This is a genomic window from Thauera propionica (assembly GCF_002245655.1).
GTDB classification, from domain to species: domain Bacteria; phylum Pseudomonadota; class Gammaproteobacteria; order Burkholderiales; family Rhodocyclaceae; genus Thauera; species Thauera propionica.
This window is the reverse complement of record NZ_NOIH01000014.1, coordinates 84,400-100,246: the sequence shown is the minus strand read 5'-3', so window position 1 is coordinate 100,246 and position 15,847 is coordinate 84,400. Positions and strand designations below refer to the sequence as shown.

15 protein-coding genes and 1 tRNA gene are annotated in these 15,847 nt (G+C 63.2%); 6 read left to right on the top strand and 10 right to left on the bottom strand.

Annotated features, from left to right (window positions below):
• The first annotated feature begins 6 nt into the window (after positions 1–6).
• From CGK74_RS12575 to qatD, 4 genes are read left to right on the top strand one after another with little or no spacing between them, the layout of a single operon-like run.
• Positions 7–1,848 (top strand): KAP family P-loop NTPase fold protein, encoded by a 1,842-nt coding sequence (locus CGK74_RS12575; protein WP_054286760.1) that lies wholly within the window; start codon positions 7–9, stop codon positions 1,846–1,848.
• Positions 1,848–2,711 carry a hypothetical protein gene (locus tag CGK74_RS12570; RefSeq protein ID WP_054286761.1) on the top strand — a complete coding sequence of 288 codons (864 nt, stop codon included), beginning with the start codon at positions 1,848–1,850 and terminating at the stop codon, positions 2,709–2,711. Before CGK74_RS12575 ends, CGK74_RS12570 begins: the two co-directional genes overlap by 1 nt.
• Entirely contained in the window at positions 2,708–3,970 is a 1,263-nt protein-coding gene (gene qatC, locus CGK74_RS12565; RefSeq protein ID WP_043218901.1) for a Qat anti-phage system QueC-like protein QatC, read from the top strand. Before CGK74_RS12570 ends, qatC begins: the two co-directional genes overlap by 4 nt.
• Complete coding sequence (qatD, locus tag CGK74_RS12560; RefSeq protein ID WP_094268812.1) at positions 3,970–4,707, top strand: Qat anti-phage system TatD family nuclease QatD; 738 nt, start codon at positions 3,970–3,972, stop codon at positions 4,705–4,707. The genes qatC and qatD overlap by 1 nt, the downstream gene beginning before the upstream one ends.
• Before the next feature lie 16 nt (positions 4,708–4,723).
• On the opposite strand, the gene CGK74_RS12555 is transcribed toward qatD, so the two are convergent.
• The 3 genes from CGK74_RS12555 to ychF form a co-directional block, all read right to left on the bottom strand.
• Positions 4,724–5,491, bottom strand: coding sequence for a hypothetical protein (locus tag CGK74_RS12555; RefSeq protein ID WP_196637389.1), 768 nt, complete (start codon positions 5,489–5,491; stop codon positions 4,724–4,726).
• Positions 5,469–6,665, bottom strand: a complete 1,197-nt coding sequence (locus CGK74_RS12550) for a tyrosine-type recombinase/integrase (protein ID WP_094268811.1) — start codon at positions 6,663–6,665, stop codon at positions 5,469–5,471. Before CGK74_RS12550 ends, CGK74_RS12555 begins: the two co-directional genes overlap by 23 nt.
• A 221-nt stretch (positions 6,666–6,886) precedes the next feature.
• The gene (gene ychF / locus CGK74_RS12545; RefSeq protein ID WP_094268810.1) at positions 6,887–7,978 is read right to left on the bottom strand and encodes a redox-regulated ATPase YchF; all 1,092 of its coding nucleotides are present in this window, start codon (positions 7,976–7,978) and stop codon (positions 6,887–6,889) included.
• A 196-nt stretch (positions 7,979–8,174) separates the two neighbouring features.
• On the opposite strand from ychF, the gene CGK74_RS12540 reads away from it, so the two are divergent.
• Positions 8,175–9,044, top strand: a complete 870-nt coding sequence (locus CGK74_RS12540) for an ATP adenylyltransferase family protein (RefSeq protein ID WP_094268809.1) — start codon at positions 8,175–8,177, stop codon at positions 9,042–9,044.
• Between the two features lie 18 nt (positions 9,045–9,062).
• On the opposite strand, the gene pth is transcribed toward CGK74_RS12540, so the two are convergent.
• From pth to CGK74_RS12505, 7 genes are all read right to left on the bottom strand, one after another.
• Positions 9,063–9,728: an aminoacyl-tRNA hydrolase gene (gene pth, locus CGK74_RS12535; RefSeq protein WP_094268808.1), complete on the bottom strand. Its 666-nt coding sequence runs from the start codon at positions 9,726–9,728 to the stop codon at positions 9,063–9,065.
• Between the two features lie 45 nt (positions 9,729–9,773).
• The gene (locus tag CGK74_RS12530) at positions 9,774–10,376 is read right to left on the bottom strand and encodes a 50S ribosomal protein L25/general stress protein Ctc (protein ID WP_094268807.1); all 603 of its coding nucleotides are present in this window, start codon (positions 10,374–10,376) and stop codon (positions 9,774–9,776) included.
• A gap of 88 nt (positions 10,377–10,464) precedes the next feature.
• Positions 10,465–11,415 carry a ribose-phosphate pyrophosphokinase gene (locus CGK74_RS12525; RefSeq protein ID WP_094268806.1) on the bottom strand — a complete coding sequence of 317 codons (951 nt, stop codon included), beginning with the start codon at positions 11,413–11,415 and terminating at the stop codon, positions 10,465–10,467.
• A gap of 91 nt (positions 11,416–11,506) precedes the next feature.
• Positions 11,507–11,583, bottom strand: a tRNA-Gln gene (locus CGK74_RS12520).
• A gap of 48 nt (positions 11,584–11,631) precedes the next feature.
• The gene (gene ispE / locus CGK74_RS12515; RefSeq protein ID WP_094268805.1) at positions 11,632–12,507 is read right to left on the bottom strand and encodes a 4-(cytidine 5'-diphospho)-2-C-methyl-D-erythritol kinase; all 876 of its coding nucleotides are present in this window, start codon (positions 12,505–12,507) and stop codon (positions 11,632–11,634) included.
• A complete protein-coding gene (gene lolB, locus CGK74_RS12510) occupies positions 12,489–13,070 on the bottom strand; it encodes a lipoprotein insertase outer membrane protein LolB (RefSeq protein WP_240498715.1) in 582 nt (193 codons plus the stop codon). Before lolB ends, ispE begins: the two co-directional genes overlap by 19 nt.
• Positions 13,071–13,072: 2 nt before the next feature.
• On the bottom strand, positions 13,073–14,788 hold the full coding sequence (locus CGK74_RS12505) for a tetratricopeptide repeat protein (RefSeq protein WP_094268855.1): 1,716 nt from the start codon (positions 14,786–14,788) through the stop codon (positions 13,073–13,075).
• Between the two features lie 207 nt (positions 14,789–14,995).
• Between CGK74_RS12505 and mutM the strand changes: the two genes are divergently transcribed.
• On the top strand, positions 14,996–15,817 hold the full coding sequence (gene mutM / locus CGK74_RS12500) for a bifunctional DNA-formamidopyrimidine glycosylase/DNA-(apurinic or apyrimidinic site) lyase (RefSeq protein ID WP_094268803.1): 822 nt from the start codon (positions 14,996–14,998) through the stop codon (positions 15,815–15,817).
• Positions 15,818–15,847 lie beyond the last annotated feature (30 nt).

Below are 15,847 nucleotides of genomic sequence, written 5' to 3'. Positions count from 1 at the left end.
GAGAACATGTGGCATGACAACGAAACAACCACGGACTACTTGAACTTCGGCGTCGTTGCGGATGCCTGCGCAAAGCTTCTGCAGCAGGCCAACGGCCAGCCCATTTCTATTGGCGTATCCGGCGGCTGGGGCGTTGGGAAATCCTCATTGGTACGCATGGTCGCGTCACGGCTGAACGTCGACGCAGATCCCGACAAGAATACGTACGTGGTGGTCACCTTCAATCCTTGGCTGTATCAGGACTTTGAGGGCGCACGTAGTGCTCTTCTTCAAATGGTCGGTGATGAAGTGTTGCGCCGAGCTGCCGCTGACGAGGGACTGGTGAAGAAAGCCAAAAGGCTTCTTCAGCGCATCAATCTGTTGCGAGTTGTTCAACTCGGGGGCGAAGCGGCGGCAACGATCGCCACAGGCATTCCGATTGGCTTGATTGGACGTGCGCTCGCAAAGTTTGGCTTGAGCGACGAACAGGGAGAGGCTGGCGACGACCGGGCCGAGAAGGATGAGGATTGGGGGGTACTGAAGCCTGCCGAGCCGGTCTCTCTACCAGGCGAAATTCAGGCATTTCGAGACGCACTTGAGGAGCTTCTGGAGGAGCTGAAGATTACCCTTGTCGTGTTCGTGGACGACCTTGATCGTTGTCTCCCGCAGACGGCCATTTCGACACTTGAGTCCATTCGCCTGCTGCTGTTCCTGAAACGCAGTGCGTTTGTTGTCGCTGCCGACAACGAGTTCATCCGAGGTGCTGTGCGAGTGCACTTTGCGGGGACGGGCATCAGCGATGAGGTTGCGACGAACTACTTCGACAAGCTTATCCAGGTCCCGCTGCATGTGCCAAGGCTAGGGGTGAACGAGGCAAAGGCCTACCTGGCGTTGTTGCTGCTGGAGCGGGCCGTTGCTGACGGCCAGTTCGTCGATGGTCAGTTCACTCGCGCGGTTCAGGCCGTCGCTGAACGCCTCAAGACCAGTTGGCGCGGTGATGCGGTGACGCTGGAATTTTTGAAGGGCCTCATCAACCCTCAGAACGCTCACTTGGTCGAGCTGATGGAATTGGCTGAGGGGTTGGCACCGCTGCTCACGAGTTCGAGCAAGGTAAACGCCAATCCGCGCCTGATGAAGCGGTTCCTCAACACTGTCTTTCTCCGGTCAGCCTTGGCCAAGCCTCAGGGGATTGAATTGGACCTCAAGGCTTTGGCCAAATGGCACCTGTTGGAGCGCTGCGACGAAGCCTTGGCAAACGCACTTGCAGGCCGGGTCACTTCCGCGACGGAAGGACGTGTTGATGCCATTCGACTGGCTGAACAGGCCACCCGAGAAGGTGGAGCCTTGCCTGAGCCCTTCAAGGATGAGTTCTTCCATAGGGAGTGGCTTGGGCTTGCGCCTGCGCTCGGCGAAATGGACCTGCGCCCATTGCTCCACCTGAGCAGGGACTCCGCGATGCGGGACTTCGGTGACGACAGCTTGACGACCGAAGGCCGTGCTTTGCGGGATGCGCTGATGGTTGCGACCAGCGCAAATGAGCCGCTGACACAGGCAATTCGAGCAGCTGGAATGAGTCAGGCTGACGCGGTAATGGCCAAGGTGTGGCAGCTGAAGTCACCAAAGCGAAACTGGCGACAAACCGAAGATGTTGTGCCATTGCTGGAAATCTCCAAGATCTTTCCTGACCTTGGTGCAAAGGCCGCCGCGTTGCTGGCCCAGGCGCCCATCAAGGAGGTCGGTCCAGGGCTCGTCCCTCTCCTTTATGAGCAGACGTGGGCTCGCCCTGTGCTCGATCAGTGGCATGCCTCCGGTGATGCTTCCAGACCGGTCAAGCAAGCCATTGAACAAGCCAGGAAAGGAGCGCGCTGATGGGAACGTCAACATCAAGCAAAGGTGGTGGCTCCCGCTCCCCATTTGATCCTGAGTGGCTGTCGCCGCCCGAAGGCGGCAATGGCGGAGACAGTCCTGCGCCTGGTGATGGCGAAGGCCCTCCTACAGCTGATGCCAACGACGCCAACGCTGACGGGCAGGGCGACGCGGCTGGCGGTGAAGACGGTGATGTGACCGGGCCTGCGCTAGCGCCTGACCGCCGCTTTGCTCCAGCCCGTTCTGGCATGTCGGCATTCCTTGGTGGCGGGGGGCGCGAAGCTTTGCGCAGTGCGACCAAGAGCATGGTCAGCAAGGGAATGGGCGGCCCGCGACGAGCAGCGGCCACCATGAGAGCGACGGCTCAGGGGGCCGGCCAACTGGGGCAATTTCTTGCGTCCGCACGGGATGCCACGGACCCACGAGTTGTCGACTGGGTCCATCGGGTTCGCGCCCAGAACCTTTCAGCAAACGACCTCGTCCTGGAGGTGGTCAAAGAAGTTCTTCCGAACACAGGAAGTGTCGACGAAGAATCCATTCGGAACGCTGCGGCAGAAGCGCTTGGTCAGCTGTATGAGGTAGCCCCTGAAGTCGACATCTTCAATCTGACAGATGCACAAATCGGCGACCTCATCGGCTACATCGTCGCCAACGACCTATGTAATCGCGTTGACCTGCAACTGGGTCAAACATACGAGAAGCTTAAGTTCGACGCGCGGCAAATCCAGCTGTATCGGAACGACATCAAGGAATATGTCAACGCGCAAGTCAAGGTGGTTCTTGACCGACAAGGACCACGCGGGATTGACCATCAACGACTTGCCAGTGAAGTCTTGGCCTCAACCCTTGAGGTATTTGTCGAATGAAAGTTCTATGTACAACACCTGACTTCTTGCCTGCGCACCTCGATGCTGGAGAACTCGCATTTACCTACTTCAAGAGCGCCCGACGCCCTGGGGTTGGCACCATCGCGAAAGGATGGCGAGGTTCGTTGAAGCGGCGCGGGTTCGCACCGAGCGCTCAGGTCTGGGACTTCGTTCAGTTCTGCCTAGCAGTTTGCGCCGCCGACTTGGCCTGTCTTCGAAGCACGAGTGCGGATGGCTGGACGCGCGTGATTGAGCTCACTGTCGGCCTGCATGAGCCACTGCGCTGGCTGCCTTTCCAAGAACAACTTGAAGCACTTCTCAAGGTTCTCACTGGCGACTACTGGAAGCTCCATTTCGTAGCTGGCGGAGCAGCGCCACCGGATGGCAGGCCCGTCGCGACTGCGCACGACTGCGTGTCCCTGCTATCAGGCGGCCTCGATAGCCTCATCGGGGGGATAGACCTCGTTGCACAAGGTCGCCGCCCGATGTTTGTGTCGCAGCTGGCCCATGAGGATTCTCAGCGTCAGAGGAATTACGCAGCGCAGCTTGGCGGTGTGGGGTCTCACTGGCAATGGAGCCATGGGATCAGCTTTAGCGGCCAACGTGAGACTTCAACGCGCGCTCGGTCTCTGGCCTTTTACGCGTTCGCGGTGCTGGCTGCCTCGCGGGTTGCCGCCGATCCTGTCCAGGTGTTTGTTCCAGAAAATGGATTCATTTGCATCAATCCGCCTTTGGTGCCAGGACGCGTCTCTAGTTTGAGCACCCGGACCACGCACCCGCAGTTCATCGCAATGTTGCAGAGCGTGTTGGACGGATTGGATGTGCCTGTTCGGCTTGAACTTCCCTATCAGTTCAAAACCAAAGGCCAGATGCTCAACGAGTGTCTCAACCAGCCTCTGCTTCAGCAGTTGGCGGCGGACTCCACGAGTTGCGGCCGTTTTCGCACCTACAACCGAAAGCACTGCGGCCGGTGTGTTCCTTGCATGATTCGCAAAGCCGCTTTTATCGCCTGGGACCCTGCCCGCGATACAACCGAGTACGTACACCGCTCGTTGGCCGACGCGAACAAGACTAGCGGACCTGATGACGCGATGGCTGCAGCCCTTGCCGTACTCACGGCCCGGCAGAAGGGCTTGGACCGATTCCTGGGGGCCTCTCTGGCATTTGCCGAGCCCGCTGCCAGATTGGCATACAGGAACGTACTTGCTAATGGCCTGAATGAGCTTGAAGCCTTGCTACAGAGGGATGGCGTACTGTGATGGATTTCCACTGCCACCTTGACCTCTATCCGAACGCTCGCGAGGTATTCAAGGAAGCTGCGCAAAAGAATGAATTCACATGGCTGGTGACTACCAGCCCAAAGGCCTTTGTTGCGACTGCGCGTGTGCTTACCGGCGCAGCGAATGTACTCGTCACCCCAGGACTTCATCCAGAGATTGCGCACGAGCGTGCCGGCGAGCTCGACCTTCTGTTGACGCAAATGGGCGATGTCACAGCCGTTGGCGAAGTGGGCCTTGATGGCTCGTCTCGCTACCGCAAGAGCTACGATGTTCAGCGCGGCCTATTTGAGGCCATCATTGAACGTAGCTCGGCACTGGGCGGTCGTGTGCTCAGCATTCATTCACGCCAAGCTGTAAATGACGTACTGGCTGTTTTGGATCGACATGCCAGATTTGGAACCGCAGTAATGCACTGGTTCACAGGGACGGTGAAGGAGCTGCGAGCTGCGGAAGAGCGTGGCTGCTGGTTCAGCATCGGGCCGGCGGCACTTGCATCGAGTAGTGGCCGGGCTTTGGCGGCGAAGCTACCGCGGCACTTTGTTGTTCCCGAAAGTGACGGCCCGTTTGCACAGGTCGATGACAAGCCAGTTCCACCCTGGAGCGCAGACCTCACAGCTAGGCACCTAGGACAAGCATGGGGCATTTCCACCCAGGAAGCAGCAATTTTGCTGAGCGAAAACTCTCATCGTCTTTTGAGACTAATACGGCAATACTAATTTCCAGCTTTTAGCATCACTGGCCATGTTGGAGAATTTGGTTTTTTAACACTAATAACTCGTCTGATCTTGGTAGTGATTCAGCGAGTCGACGTTCAAAAGCAAGCGCTTTTTTGCCTTCCTTTAGCAGCCTTCGGCAATAGCTCCATTCAACGATCTGGCCATTGTTGAGGATAGTCAGCATGGTACAGAGCATGGCAAGAGTCATACTTTGCGAAAGATCCGGCAGAAAGTGTTGCACGCCCTCGCTTTCCTCGCGGTGCGACACATCATCTTGGTCGATTTTCTGAAAATCATTGTTGATCTTGCAGGCGACTCCCAGCTTTTCCAATTTCTTCAGAAAGCTCGCGCCCTGCAGTCGTAGCAAAAACCGCTCAGATGTGCCAGCGGGCGTCTGACGCATAGCGCCTATCAGGCCATTAATATCAGCAGCCAGCTGCCGCATCAGTTTCTTTTGCTGTTGCAAAGGCATGCTGTGTTGAAAGGCATCATCGAGCAGCAGTTCATCTATTTCCGAAAGCAGTGCAATGCTATTGGCAACCCGGCGATAACTATCGGCCAGTTTTTCGAGCTTGCGTATCCTAGGGCTATGTGTCTCCACCGAACAGTTGTTGGTGCCGAAGAGGGTGAGTTCAGCTAATTCCTCAAAGAAGCTCGACTGAGTTTCTTGTGGCAGCGCCTTGAAATCGCGATGTTGCTGAATTTTTGCAATCAGGCGCTCCCTGAATAGTGAGCGTCCTGCCTCCGTGTCGGGCAGGTACTCACTGTGTTCTACTGACTTCACCTGTGCTCTCCTGCTTCCAGATTTCGAGCTTGTCCGCCCACGCCTGCATCATGCTCCGCCGTTCTTCAAGGTAGGTGGCATGGTTGTAGGTGCGACGCACCGAGTTGGGTTCCGCGTGGGCAAGCTGCGCTTCAATGGCATCCGGGCGATAGCCCATTTCGTTCAGCCGGGTGCTGCCCGTGGTTCTGGTGCCATGCGGGCTGTAGGTGCCGCTCCAGCCCAGCACCTTGAGCGCCTGCCGGATCGAATGCACCGACATCGGCCTGTTGCGGTCATCCCTGCCGGGAAATAGGTGCGTCCGATCACCGCTGATGGCGTGCAGGCGGCGCAACATCTCTACGGCCTGCGTTGGCAACGGCACTACATGTTCACGGCGGGCTTTCATGCGCCGGGCTGGGATCGTCCAAAGCGCGGCATCGAGATCGAATTCAGCCCATTCCGCTTCTGCCGCTTCGCTGGGACGCGCCAGTGTCCACCACATCAACTGGATGCAGAAATTGACCTGATAGCCGCAACGGTGGTTGTCGAAGTCGTTGAGCAGCTTGCCGATCTGCGCGGTGGTCAGTGCCGTCTTGTGTTGCGTCTTGTTGGCGGGCAAAGCCTTGCGGACGGGCCAGACGGGATCGTTGTCTGCCCGCAAGGTGGCAACTGCCAGCTCGAAGACACCGGACATGGTGCGCTTGGCTTCCGCAGCGACAGTCGGCGCACCGCGTTTCACGGTCTTGGTAAGGATGTCGAGAACGTGCGCAGGGGTGATGTCGCGCACCGGAAGCTTGCCGATGCTGGGGAAGACCACCCGCCCCAGCATGTCCAGGCGGCGTTTCTTGGTGATGTCCTCCCAGTCCCGCAGAGCCAGCCACTCTTTGGCGACGGTCTCGAAGGTATTGGCGGAATCCTCTTCGCGCTTGAGGCGCTCAAGCTGCCGGTGCTGGACGGGGTTGATGCCCTGCTTGACCAGCTTCCGCGCTTCCTCGCACTTGTCCCGCGCTTCGGCAAGGCTGACGGCAGGGTAGTCGCCCAGCGCGAACCACGACCCCTTGCCGCCCAGCTTGAAGCGGTAGCGCCAAGCCTTCACCCCATTGGGCTTCACTTCAAGGTAAAGGCCGCGAAGGTCATTCAGGCGGTAGAGCTGCTCCTTCGGTTTGGCAGCACGGCAGTGAGCATCTGTAAGCATGGTGTCACGGGGTCGGCAAGAAGGGGTGATGGATGGATCATATACACCTTATTTTGCTAGGTCTAATTTTCGTATACACCTACGTAGTCACTTTCCGCGGGCAAGGCCGGGCAATCTCATGCAACCCATGGAAACGAAGAACCCCGGATTTTCCGGGGTTCTGTCGCTGCTTCAGGGCTTCAAAGTAATCTTGTGAAATCCTGAGAAATGGCTTGTTTGGGTCAGACGTTGAACAGGAAGTTCAGTACGTCACCATCCTTCACCACATAATCCTTGCCCTCGGCGCGCATCTTGCCGGCTTCCTTGGCGCCGGTCTCGCCCTTGTACTGGATGAAATCCTCGAAGGCGATGGTCTGCGCGCGGATGAAGCCGCGCTCGAAGTCGGTATGGATCACGCCGGCTGCCTGCGGGGCCGTGTCGCCGACGTGGATGGTCCAGGCGCGCACTTCCTTCACGCCGGCGGTGAAATAGGTCTGCAGGCCGAGCAGCTTGTAGCCGGCGCGGATCAGGCGGTCGAGGCCCGGCTCCTCGAGACCCATGGACTCGAGAAAATCCTTCTTGTCGGCATCGTCGAGGTCGGCGATCTCGGCTTCGATCGCCGCGCACAGGGCGACGACTTCGGCGCCCTCGGCCGCGGCGTGGGCGCGCACCGCATCCAGGTGCGGGTTGTTGTCGAAACCGTTCTCGGCGACGTTGGCAGCGTACAGCACCGGCTTGGCGGTGATCAGGCAGAAGGGGCGGAGCGAAGCCCATTCTTCCTTCGACAGGTCCAGCGCACGCACCGCCTTGCCCTGATCGAGCTGGGTGAAGCACTTCTCGAGCACCGCGACCAGGATCTTGGCCTCCTTGTCGCCGGAGGCGGCAGGGCGCTTGTAGCGATTGAGCGCCTTCTCGACGGTGGCCATGTCGGCGAGCGCGAGTTCGGTGTCGATGACCTCGATGTCGCGGATCGGGTCGACGCTGCCCGAGACGTGAATCACGTTGTCGTCGGCGAAGCAGCGCACGACGTGCACGATGGCGTCGGTCTCGCGGATGTTGGCGAGGAACTGGTTACCCAGGCCTTCGCCCTTCGAGGCGCCCGCGACGAGCCCGGCGATATCGACGAATTCGACGATGGCAGGCTGGATCTTCTGCGGCTTGACGATCTCGGACAGCGCATCGAGGCGGGGGTCCGGCACCTCGACGATGCCGACGTTGGGCTCGATGGTGCAGAAGGGGTAGTTCTCGGCCTGGATGCCGGCCTTGGTCAGCGCATTGAACAGGGTCGACTTGCCGACGTTGGGCAGGCCGACGATTCCGCATTTCAGGCTCATGTGAATCCTTGTCGTTCCGGGGCGGCTGCGTGGAAGTCGCGCTACGGCCTTGATCCGGTGTGGAAAACTCGTAATTGTACCGTGTCGCCGGGGGTGCGTTCAAAGCGCCGTCCTCGTGGCGTGCGCAAACCCCGTTCTCCCGGCCTACAATGCCCGGCTTGCATTGGCCCAAAAGTAGACCAAGGGAGGAGATGACATGGGTAGGGCATGGCTGGAGTCAATCGATGAGCGCAGCGCGACTGCGCTTGCGTCAGGTGCGCTGCAACCGGTGCAGGCCGAACAGATCGAGATGGAGGATGACGGCATGCGCTTCACCGTGCGCTGGGTGTCGTCGCTGGCGGTCAAGGACGCGGCCAAAGTGGCGATTCCGGGCGGGCCGCGTGACCCGAACTTCAACCCCTTTCTCAATCCGGACCCGGAACTGACGGTGGGGCCGGTGGGCGACGGGCATGTCGCCATCCTGAACAAGTTTCCGCTGTGCGAGCGCCACCTCGTGCTGGCGCGGCGGACGTTCGAGGAGCAGTTGCGGCCGCTGGAGCACAGCGACTTCGCTGCACTGGCGACGATCATGGCCGAAGCGGGCGGCATCGGGCTGTACAACGGCGGCGCGGCGGCAGGCGCCAGCCAGCGCCACAAGCACCTGCAGTGGATGCCCGAGGCCGAGGGCAACGCCAGCCTGCGCCTGTTTGCCGGCGGCTTGCCGCTGGGGCTGCCCGAGCAGGGCGTCGCAACACACCCGGCGCTACCGATGAAGCATGTGTTTGTCCGCGTGCTCAGCGGCCGGGGCGTGCCGGTCGAGGTGGCAGCTGACAGCCTGCTGGCGGGCTACCGCAATGCGTGCGACGAGCTGGGTCTGGCGCCGGGCGAGGACGGCCTGCTGCCGCCGTGCAATCTGCTGGTGGGCGAGGGCTGGCTGCTGATGCTGCCGCGCAGCCAGGAGTGCTTCGAGGGCATCTCGATCAGTGCGGTGTGCTTCGGTGGCACGCTGTACACGCGCCAGCCGGAGCAGATCGACGCGATTCGCCGGGTCGGCCCGCTGCGTGCGCTGGCGGCGGTGGGCTGCTGATACGGAAGACCGCGGCGTTCAGGCGCCGGCGTCTTCGGGCGCCGGTCCCGGCTTCGTCTCTTTCGGGGGCCTGGGTGCTTTGGGAGGCTTGGGGGGCGCGGGGCGGGCGTTGAGCTTCGTGGCCGTGGCGTTGAGTTCGCCACGCGCGAGCTGCGGCCAGGTCGCCAGCGCCTTGTCGATCGCTTCGTCGATCTGCTGCTGCTCCTCGCGCCGGGCGGGCTTGAGGACGAAGTTGACCACTTCGTTGCGGTCGCCCGGGTGGCCGATGCCGATGCGCAGGCGCCAGTAATCGTGGGTGCCGAGATGGGCGGAGGTGTCCTTCAGCCCGTTGTGGCCGCCGAGACCGCCGCCGAACTTCAAGCGTAGCTGGCCGGGCGGGATGTCGAGCTCGTCGTGCACGACGAGGATCTCGGACGGTTCGATGCGGTAGAAGCGCGCGAGCGCGCCGATGGCCTGGCCGGAGCGGTTCATGAAGGTCTGCGGCATAAGCAGCCACACACCGGCCTCACGCGCATTGGCAACCAGGCCATGAAAACGCGACTCGTGCGAGAAGCGCACGCCGAGCTTGTCGGCGAGCCGCTCACAAAACCAAAACCCGGCGTTGTGCCGGGTCTCGGTGTATTCAGCCCCCGGATTGCCGAGACCGACGACGAGGCGCAGGGGGCGCGAAGGCGCTGTGCTCATCGTTGTTCGGTCTCCAGCATCCGTTGGGGCAGGCCGGAAGGCAGCTTAGGCGGCTTCGCCTTCGCCTTCGGCTTCGGCCGCGCCCTTGACCTTCAGCGCGCTGGCAACCACCGGGTCGCCTTCGCCGTGCAGGACCAGCTCGACGCCGGCCGGCAGCTTGATCTGCGAGACGTGCACCGACTGGCCGGCTTCCAGCGCCGACAGGTCGACTTCGACGAACTCGGGCAGATCCTTCGGCAGGCACTGGACGTCGATTTCGTTGACGACGTGCGAAATCATGCAGCCGCCCAGCTTGACTGCGGGGCTGACGTCGTCGCCGACGAAGTGCAGAGGCACCTTCAGGTGCATCTTCTGGTCAGCAGCCACGCGCTGGAAGTCGATGTGCAGGACTTGGGGCTTGAAGGCGTGCCACTGGGTGTCGCGCAGCACGACCGTTTCCTTCTTGCCATCGACGTCGATAGTCAGGACGGAAGAGTGGAACACTTCCTTCTTCAGCAGGTGGTACAGCTCGTTGTGGTCGAACGTGACCGGCAGGGCTTCGCCCACACCGCCGTAGATGATGCCCGGCAGCTGGCCGGCGCGACGCAGGCGGCGGCTCGCACCCGTACCCTGGGCGTCACGCTTGGTGGCCTTGAATTGGATCTGCATGTGTTGCTCCTAGTGGTGATGTCTTCGTCCGCGACCAGGCGAAGACGTTGAAAGCCCGCCCCTTCGTCGGAAGGGGCGGGCGAGAAACTCATTCCATGAACAGCGAGGAGACGGATTCCTCGTTGCTGATGCGCAGGATCGTGTCGGCCAGCAGCGACGCGACCGAGACCTGGCGGATGCGCGGGCAGGCCTTGGCGTCCTCGCGCAGCGGGATGGTGTCGGTGACGACGAGCTCGTCGAGTTCCGAATCGTTGATACGCGACACCGCAGCGCCCGACAGCACGGCGTGGGTACAGTACGACAGCACGCGCTTGGCGCCGTGCTGCTTGAGTGCGGAGGCGGCCTTGCACAGCGTGCCGGCGGTATCGACGATGTCGTCCATGATCACGCAGGTGCGGCCTTCGACCTCACCGATGATGTTCATGACTTCGGAGACGTTGGCCTTGGGGCGGCGCTTGTCGATGATCGCCAGGTCGCATTCCATGCGCTTGGCGAAGGCACGCGCACGCACCACGCCGCCGACGTCGGGCGACACGACCAGCAGGTCGTCGTATTTCTGCTTGTCGAGGTCGTTGAGCAGCACCGGGGCGGCGTAGACGTTGTCGACCGGGATGTCGAAGAAGCCCTGGATCTGGTCGGCGTGCAGGTCCATCGTCAGCAGGCGCTGGACGCCCACGGCCTGCAGCATGTTGGCGACGACCTTGGCCGTGATCGGCACGCGCGCCGAGCGCGGGCGACGGTCCTGGCGGGCATAGCCGAAGTAGGGAATGGCTGCCGTGATCCGGCCGGCGGAGGCGCGCTTGAGCGCGTCGACCAGCACCAGCAGTTCCATCAGGTTTTCGTTGGTGGGCGAGCAGGTGGGCTGCAGGACGAAAACGTCCTTGCCGCGCACATTCTCGAGCAGTTCGACGTTGACCTCGCCGTCCGAGAACCGGCCGACCGTAGCCGAACCGAGGGAGATACCCAGACGTCGCGTCACATCGGCGCCAAGTTTGGGGTTGGCGTTGCCGGTGAAGACCATCAGGCTGCCGTGGGGCATTTCTGCTACTCCGAGTGCCGTAAGAAACGACGCGCGAATATTCTGCGCGTAAAAACGACTCGGGCAGACCCGTGGTCTGCCCGTCGTTATATGGCTGGGGAGGAAGGATTCGAACCCTCGAATGCCGGAATCAAAATCCGGTGCCTTAACCGACTTGGCGACTCCCCAAGAAACCTGTTTCGTCAGCGTTACACATCGACTGACGAAGCGCGGCGATTATAGCCACTCGTACAGCGGATGGCGAGAGGCAGATCGCACTTTCCAGGCTGCCCATCGCTCCGGGCAGCTGGCTGCGATGCGTTCCGCGTCATCGTCCGAAGCAACTTCAGCGAAGACGCAGGCGCCTGAGCCTGTCATCCGTGCCGGCGCAAACTGTGCCAGCCAGTCGATCGCGCTTTTCACTTCCGGGTACCGATTGCAAGCCACTGGCTGCAGGTCGTTACGCGTGGTGCTTGCTGCGAAGTCCGCCATTTTGATCAGCGGCGTATTTCTCGTCAAGTCCTCTGCGCAAAAAATTTCGGCGGTCGGGACCGAGACCCCCGGCGACAGGATCACGTACCACGCCGGCGGCAGTTCGAGTGGCTGAAGGGCCTCGCCCACGCCTTCGGCAAAGGCATCGCAGCCGAAGATGAAGACCGGTACGTCGGCACCGAGCTGCAGGCCCAGGGTCTGCAGCTCGGTCCGGGTCAGTCCGGTGTCCCACAGGCGGTTGAGCGCGATCAGGGTCGTCGCGGCGTCCGAGCTGCCGCCCCCGAGGCCGCCGCCCATGGGCAGCACCTTGTGCAGCGCGATGTCGGCGCCCAGTCTGCAGCCGGTGTGCGCCTGCAGCAGACGTGCGGCCCTCACGACGAGGTCGTGCTCGGCAGGTACGCCGGCAACGTCGCTGGTGCGCCGGATCTCGCCGTCCGTGCGCAGCGTGAAATCGAGCGTGTCGCCCCAGTCGAGCAGGCGGAAGGCGGTCTGCAGCAGGTGGTAGCCGTCTGCACGCCGCCCGACGACGTGCAGGAAGAGGTTGAGCTTGGCGGGAGCGGGACAGCCGAGCAGGCGGCGCGGGTCCGCGGTGCCGAGGCCGCTCAGGGCAGGGTGGTCCATGAATCGATGACGAGGCGGATGCGGGCGTCGCCGCGGGAGATGTCCAGGCGGGCAGGCGGAGCGTCGCCGCTCTCGCCGGCATATTCGAGGTATTCGATCCGCCAGCCCTGGTCGATGACCAGCGCGGGGCGGCCGGTCGAGTCGCGGTTGCGGATCTCGGCATCGGGACCCGGTGCGGCCTGAACCCAAAGGCCAAGGCGGCTGACCGGGACATCGACGCCCAGCACCCGGGGGAGCAGGGCTTCGGCGCTGTCCGCGCTGAGGTCCTGTCCGTCGGCGGTCTGCAGGCGGGCACCGAGCGCGTCGGCATCGAGCTGTGCAACGACCTGGCCGAGCGGGGAAAGCAGGGTGAAATGGTGGGTGCTGCGGATGTGCTGCCATTCGACGCGGCCACTTGCGGCCTGCTGGCCGTCGCTGGCCGACAGGCGGCCCTGCAGCTCGAAGGCTTCGGTGGCGCTGCGTGCAGCGATCGTAGGTGGCGCGGTGACGGGCAGCGGAGCGCAGGCGGCGAGTCCGACCACGATCGCCGCCGCGGCGGCGCTGAGGGTGAGGCGGGCTTGCACGGTCACTGGCCGCGCAGGCGACGCACGGTGTCGGCCAGCAGCTTGTTGTCGGGATGCGCCTTCAGTGCTTCGTCGAAGATGCGGTTGGCGTCGGTCTGCCGCTGCAGCGTCCACAGCACTTCGCCGAGGTGGGCCGCGATCTCTGCGTCGGCGCGGATGGCATAGGCGCGCTCCAGGTGAACTGCGGCTTCCTTCGCGTCGCCACGGCGGAAGCGCACCCAGCCCATGCTGTCGAGGATGAAGGGGTCGTCCGGCAACAGCTCGAGGGCGCGCACGATCAAGGCCTCGGCCTCATCCAGTCGCAGGTTGCGGTCTGCCAGCGAATAACCGAGCGCGTTGTGCGCATGGGCATGGTCGGGCTTGAGTTCGATCACGCGCCGCAGGCGGCTTTCCATCAGGTCGATGCGGTCGAGCCGCTCGGCGAGCATGGCGGTTTCGTACAGCAGGTCGGTATCGTCCGGCTGGTCGCGTAGTGCATCGTCGAGCACGGTGAGTGCGTCGGCGGTGCGATCGGCTTCGCGCAGGAGTTGCGCCTCGGCGATCAGGTAGCGGCGCTGGAGTTCGTCATTGCCGTCCTGCGCCTTTAGCAAGGCACGTGCCTCGTCGATGCGGCCCTCGCGGGCCATGCTCTGAGCGCTACGGATCATGGCTTCGGGAACATGACGTTCGTCGGTGATCTCTCCGAACCATTTGCGTGCCGCCACGCCGTCGCCACGGCCGTCGGCAAGCAGGCCGAGCTGCAGGCGGATCAGGTCGGGTTGCGGATGACCGTTGTCGAGGGCGCGCAGGTAGTGCGCCTCGGCTTCGGCCTTGTCGTCGAGTTGCATCGACAGCAGGCCCACCGCGTACAGGAGCTCGGCGTCGTTGGGGCTGGCGGCAAGCAGGCGGCGAAACTCGCTGCGAGCGTCCTCGAAGCGCTGGGCGCTGACCAGCGAGCGGGCATAGGCCAGGCGCAGAGCGTTGTTGTCGGGGTTGCGCTCGACTTCGATCTCGAGCTGGCGCGCCGCCTCGGCGCTGGCGCCGGAATGCTGCAGGATCTGCGCCTTGAGCATCACGGCCGGCTCCCAGCCCGGACGTAGCTGCAGCGCCGAATCGACCGCGCCAAGCGCGAGCATCGGGTCCTGCGCAACCATCGCCGCCTGGGCGCGCGCGACGTAGGCTTCGGGTGCGTCGAGGTAGGGTTCGGTCAGGCGCTGCACGATGCGCAGCACGGCGTCCTTGTCCGGGATGCCGGCGAGTGCGCGATTGAGCCCAAGCAGGTTCTGCGGCAACCGCCCGTTCGACTGGGCCAGCGCGCGTGCGAGCTGGGTCTGGACGTTGTCGAGATTCGCAGCGCCGCCGGTGGCGCCGCCCACGCCGGCGAGGATGCGGCGGGCTTCCTCCGAGTTGGGCGCGACTTCGACCCACAGGCTCGCCGCCTCGGCGGCCATCTGCGGGTTGCGCGAATACATGGCGATCTCGGTGGCGCGTCGGGCGATGCGCGGGTCGCGCGTGGCCCGGGCAAGGTCCAGGTACAACTGCGCTGACAGGCCGATCTGTCCGCGTGCGCCTGCGATCTCGGCGAGCAGGAACTGGTATACCGTGCGCGGCGTCAGTTCCTGCGCCGGAAGCGGGCCGCCGATGCCGTCGTTGTCCGCGGCGGCGGAGAGGCTGGTCGCTGCGCCGACGCCGAGCGCGAGGCAGAGGGTTCTGAGGAGGCGGGCAGGCTGGGTTTTCATGAACTTGATCCGGCGGATGCGGCGGGGCGTCGAAGGACGCTGCGCGGTCGTGCCCGAGGGGGCGGCCATGGCAGATCCTTCGTTGCAGACGCGGGTTTGAGCGCTGCTCTAGAATTCGGTTCGCGCCATGGTATGCAGATCGGCGCCATGCCCGCAAGACGGACGGGTGCGGCGTACCGCCCGTGTTGTTCCGTCACGCAGGATGCCATGCCCGAACTGCCCGAAGTCGAGATCACCTGCCGCGGCGTGCGCCCCCATGTCGAGGGGCGGGCGCTGACCGCGGTGGTCGTCCGTAACGCCAGTCTGCGCCTGCCGGTGCCCGACGAGCTCGCCGACCTGCTCGTCGGGTGCAATCTGAGGCGGGTGTGGCGCCGCGCGAAGTACCTGCTGTTTGACTTCGGTGCCGGTTCGGTGATCCTGCATCTGGGAATGTCGGGCAGTCTGCGCGTGGTGGATGCCGAGCTTCCGCCTGCGCCCCACGACCATGTCGACCTCGTGTTCGGGGATCTGGCGCTGCGTCTGCGCGATCCGCGCCGGTTCGGCATGGTCGTGTGGCAAGCGGGCGCTGCCGATGCGCATCCGCTGCTTGCGCGGCTCGGCCCCGAGCCCCTGAGCGATGCGTTCGATGGCGCGTGGTTGCATCGCGCCACGCGCGGCTTGCGGGCGCCGATCAAACATGTGCTGATGGACAGCCACCGGGTGGTCGGCGTGGGCAACATCTATGCGTCGGAGAGCCTTTTCCGCGCCGGGGTCCATCCCCTCGAACCCGCGGGCGCGCTCGGCCCGCGCCGGTGCGCGCGACTTGTGGCTGCGGTGCGCGACACCCTCTCCGCGGCGATCGCTGCAGGCGGCAGTACCCTGCGTGACTTCGTCGGCAGCGACGGGCGGCCGGGTTACTTCCAGCAGCAGTATTTTGTCTATGCCCGGGAGGGCGAGCCGTGCCGGCAGTGCGGTACACCCGTGCAGCGCATCGTCAGCGGGCAGCGCGCCACCTATTTCTGCCCGCGCTGCCAGCGGCGGCGGGCCTGAGACGTTCGTCGCCCCGAGGGAGCCGCCGGT

Coding starts and splice junctions, on each gene's coding strand:
- CGK74_RS12575 (WP_054286760.1), top strand. CDS start 7: ATGTGGCATGACAACGAAACAACCACGGACTACTTGAACTTCGGCGTC.
- CGK74_RS12570 (WP_054286761.1), top strand. CDS start 1,848: ATGGGAACGTCAACATCAAGCAAAGGTGGTGGCTCCCGCTCCCCATTT.
- qatC (WP_043218901.1), top strand. CDS start 2,708: ATGAAAGTTCTATGTACAACACCTGACTTCTTGCCTGCGCACCTCGAT.
- qatD (WP_094268812.1), top strand. CDS start 3,970: ATGGATTTCCACTGCCACCTTGACCTCTATCCGAACGCTCGCGAGGTA.
- CGK74_RS12550 (WP_094268811.1), bottom strand. CDS start 6,665: ATGCTTACAGATGCTCACTGCCGTGCTGCCAAACCGAAGGAGCAGCTC.
- ychF (WP_094268810.1), bottom strand. CDS start 7,978: ATGAGCCTGAAATGCGGAATCGTCGGCCTGCCCAACGTCGGCAAGTCG.
- CGK74_RS12540 (WP_094268809.1), top strand. CDS start 8,175: ATGGGTAGGGCATGGCTGGAGTCAATCGATGAGCGCAGCGCGACTGCG.
- pth (WP_094268808.1), bottom strand. CDS start 9,728: ATGAGCACAGCGCCTTCGCGCCCCCTGCGCCTCGTCGTCGGTCTCGGC.
- CGK74_RS12530 (WP_094268807.1), bottom strand. CDS start 10,376: ATGCAGATCCAATTCAAGGCCACCAAGCGTGACGCCCAGGGTACGGGT.
- CGK74_RS12525 (WP_094268806.1), bottom strand. CDS start 11,415: ATGCCCCACGGCAGCCTGATGGTCTTCACCGGCAACGCCAACCCCAAA.
- ispE (WP_094268805.1), bottom strand. CDS start 12,507: ATGGACCACCCTGCCCTGAGCGGCCTCGGCACCGCGGACCCGCGCCGC.
- CGK74_RS12505 (WP_094268855.1), bottom strand. CDS start 14,788: ATGAAAACCCAGCCTGCCCGCCTCCTCAGAACCCTCTGCCTCGCGCTC.
- mutM (WP_094268803.1), top strand. CDS start 14,996: ATGCCCGAACTGCCCGAAGTCGAGATCACCTGCCGCGGCGTGCGCCCC.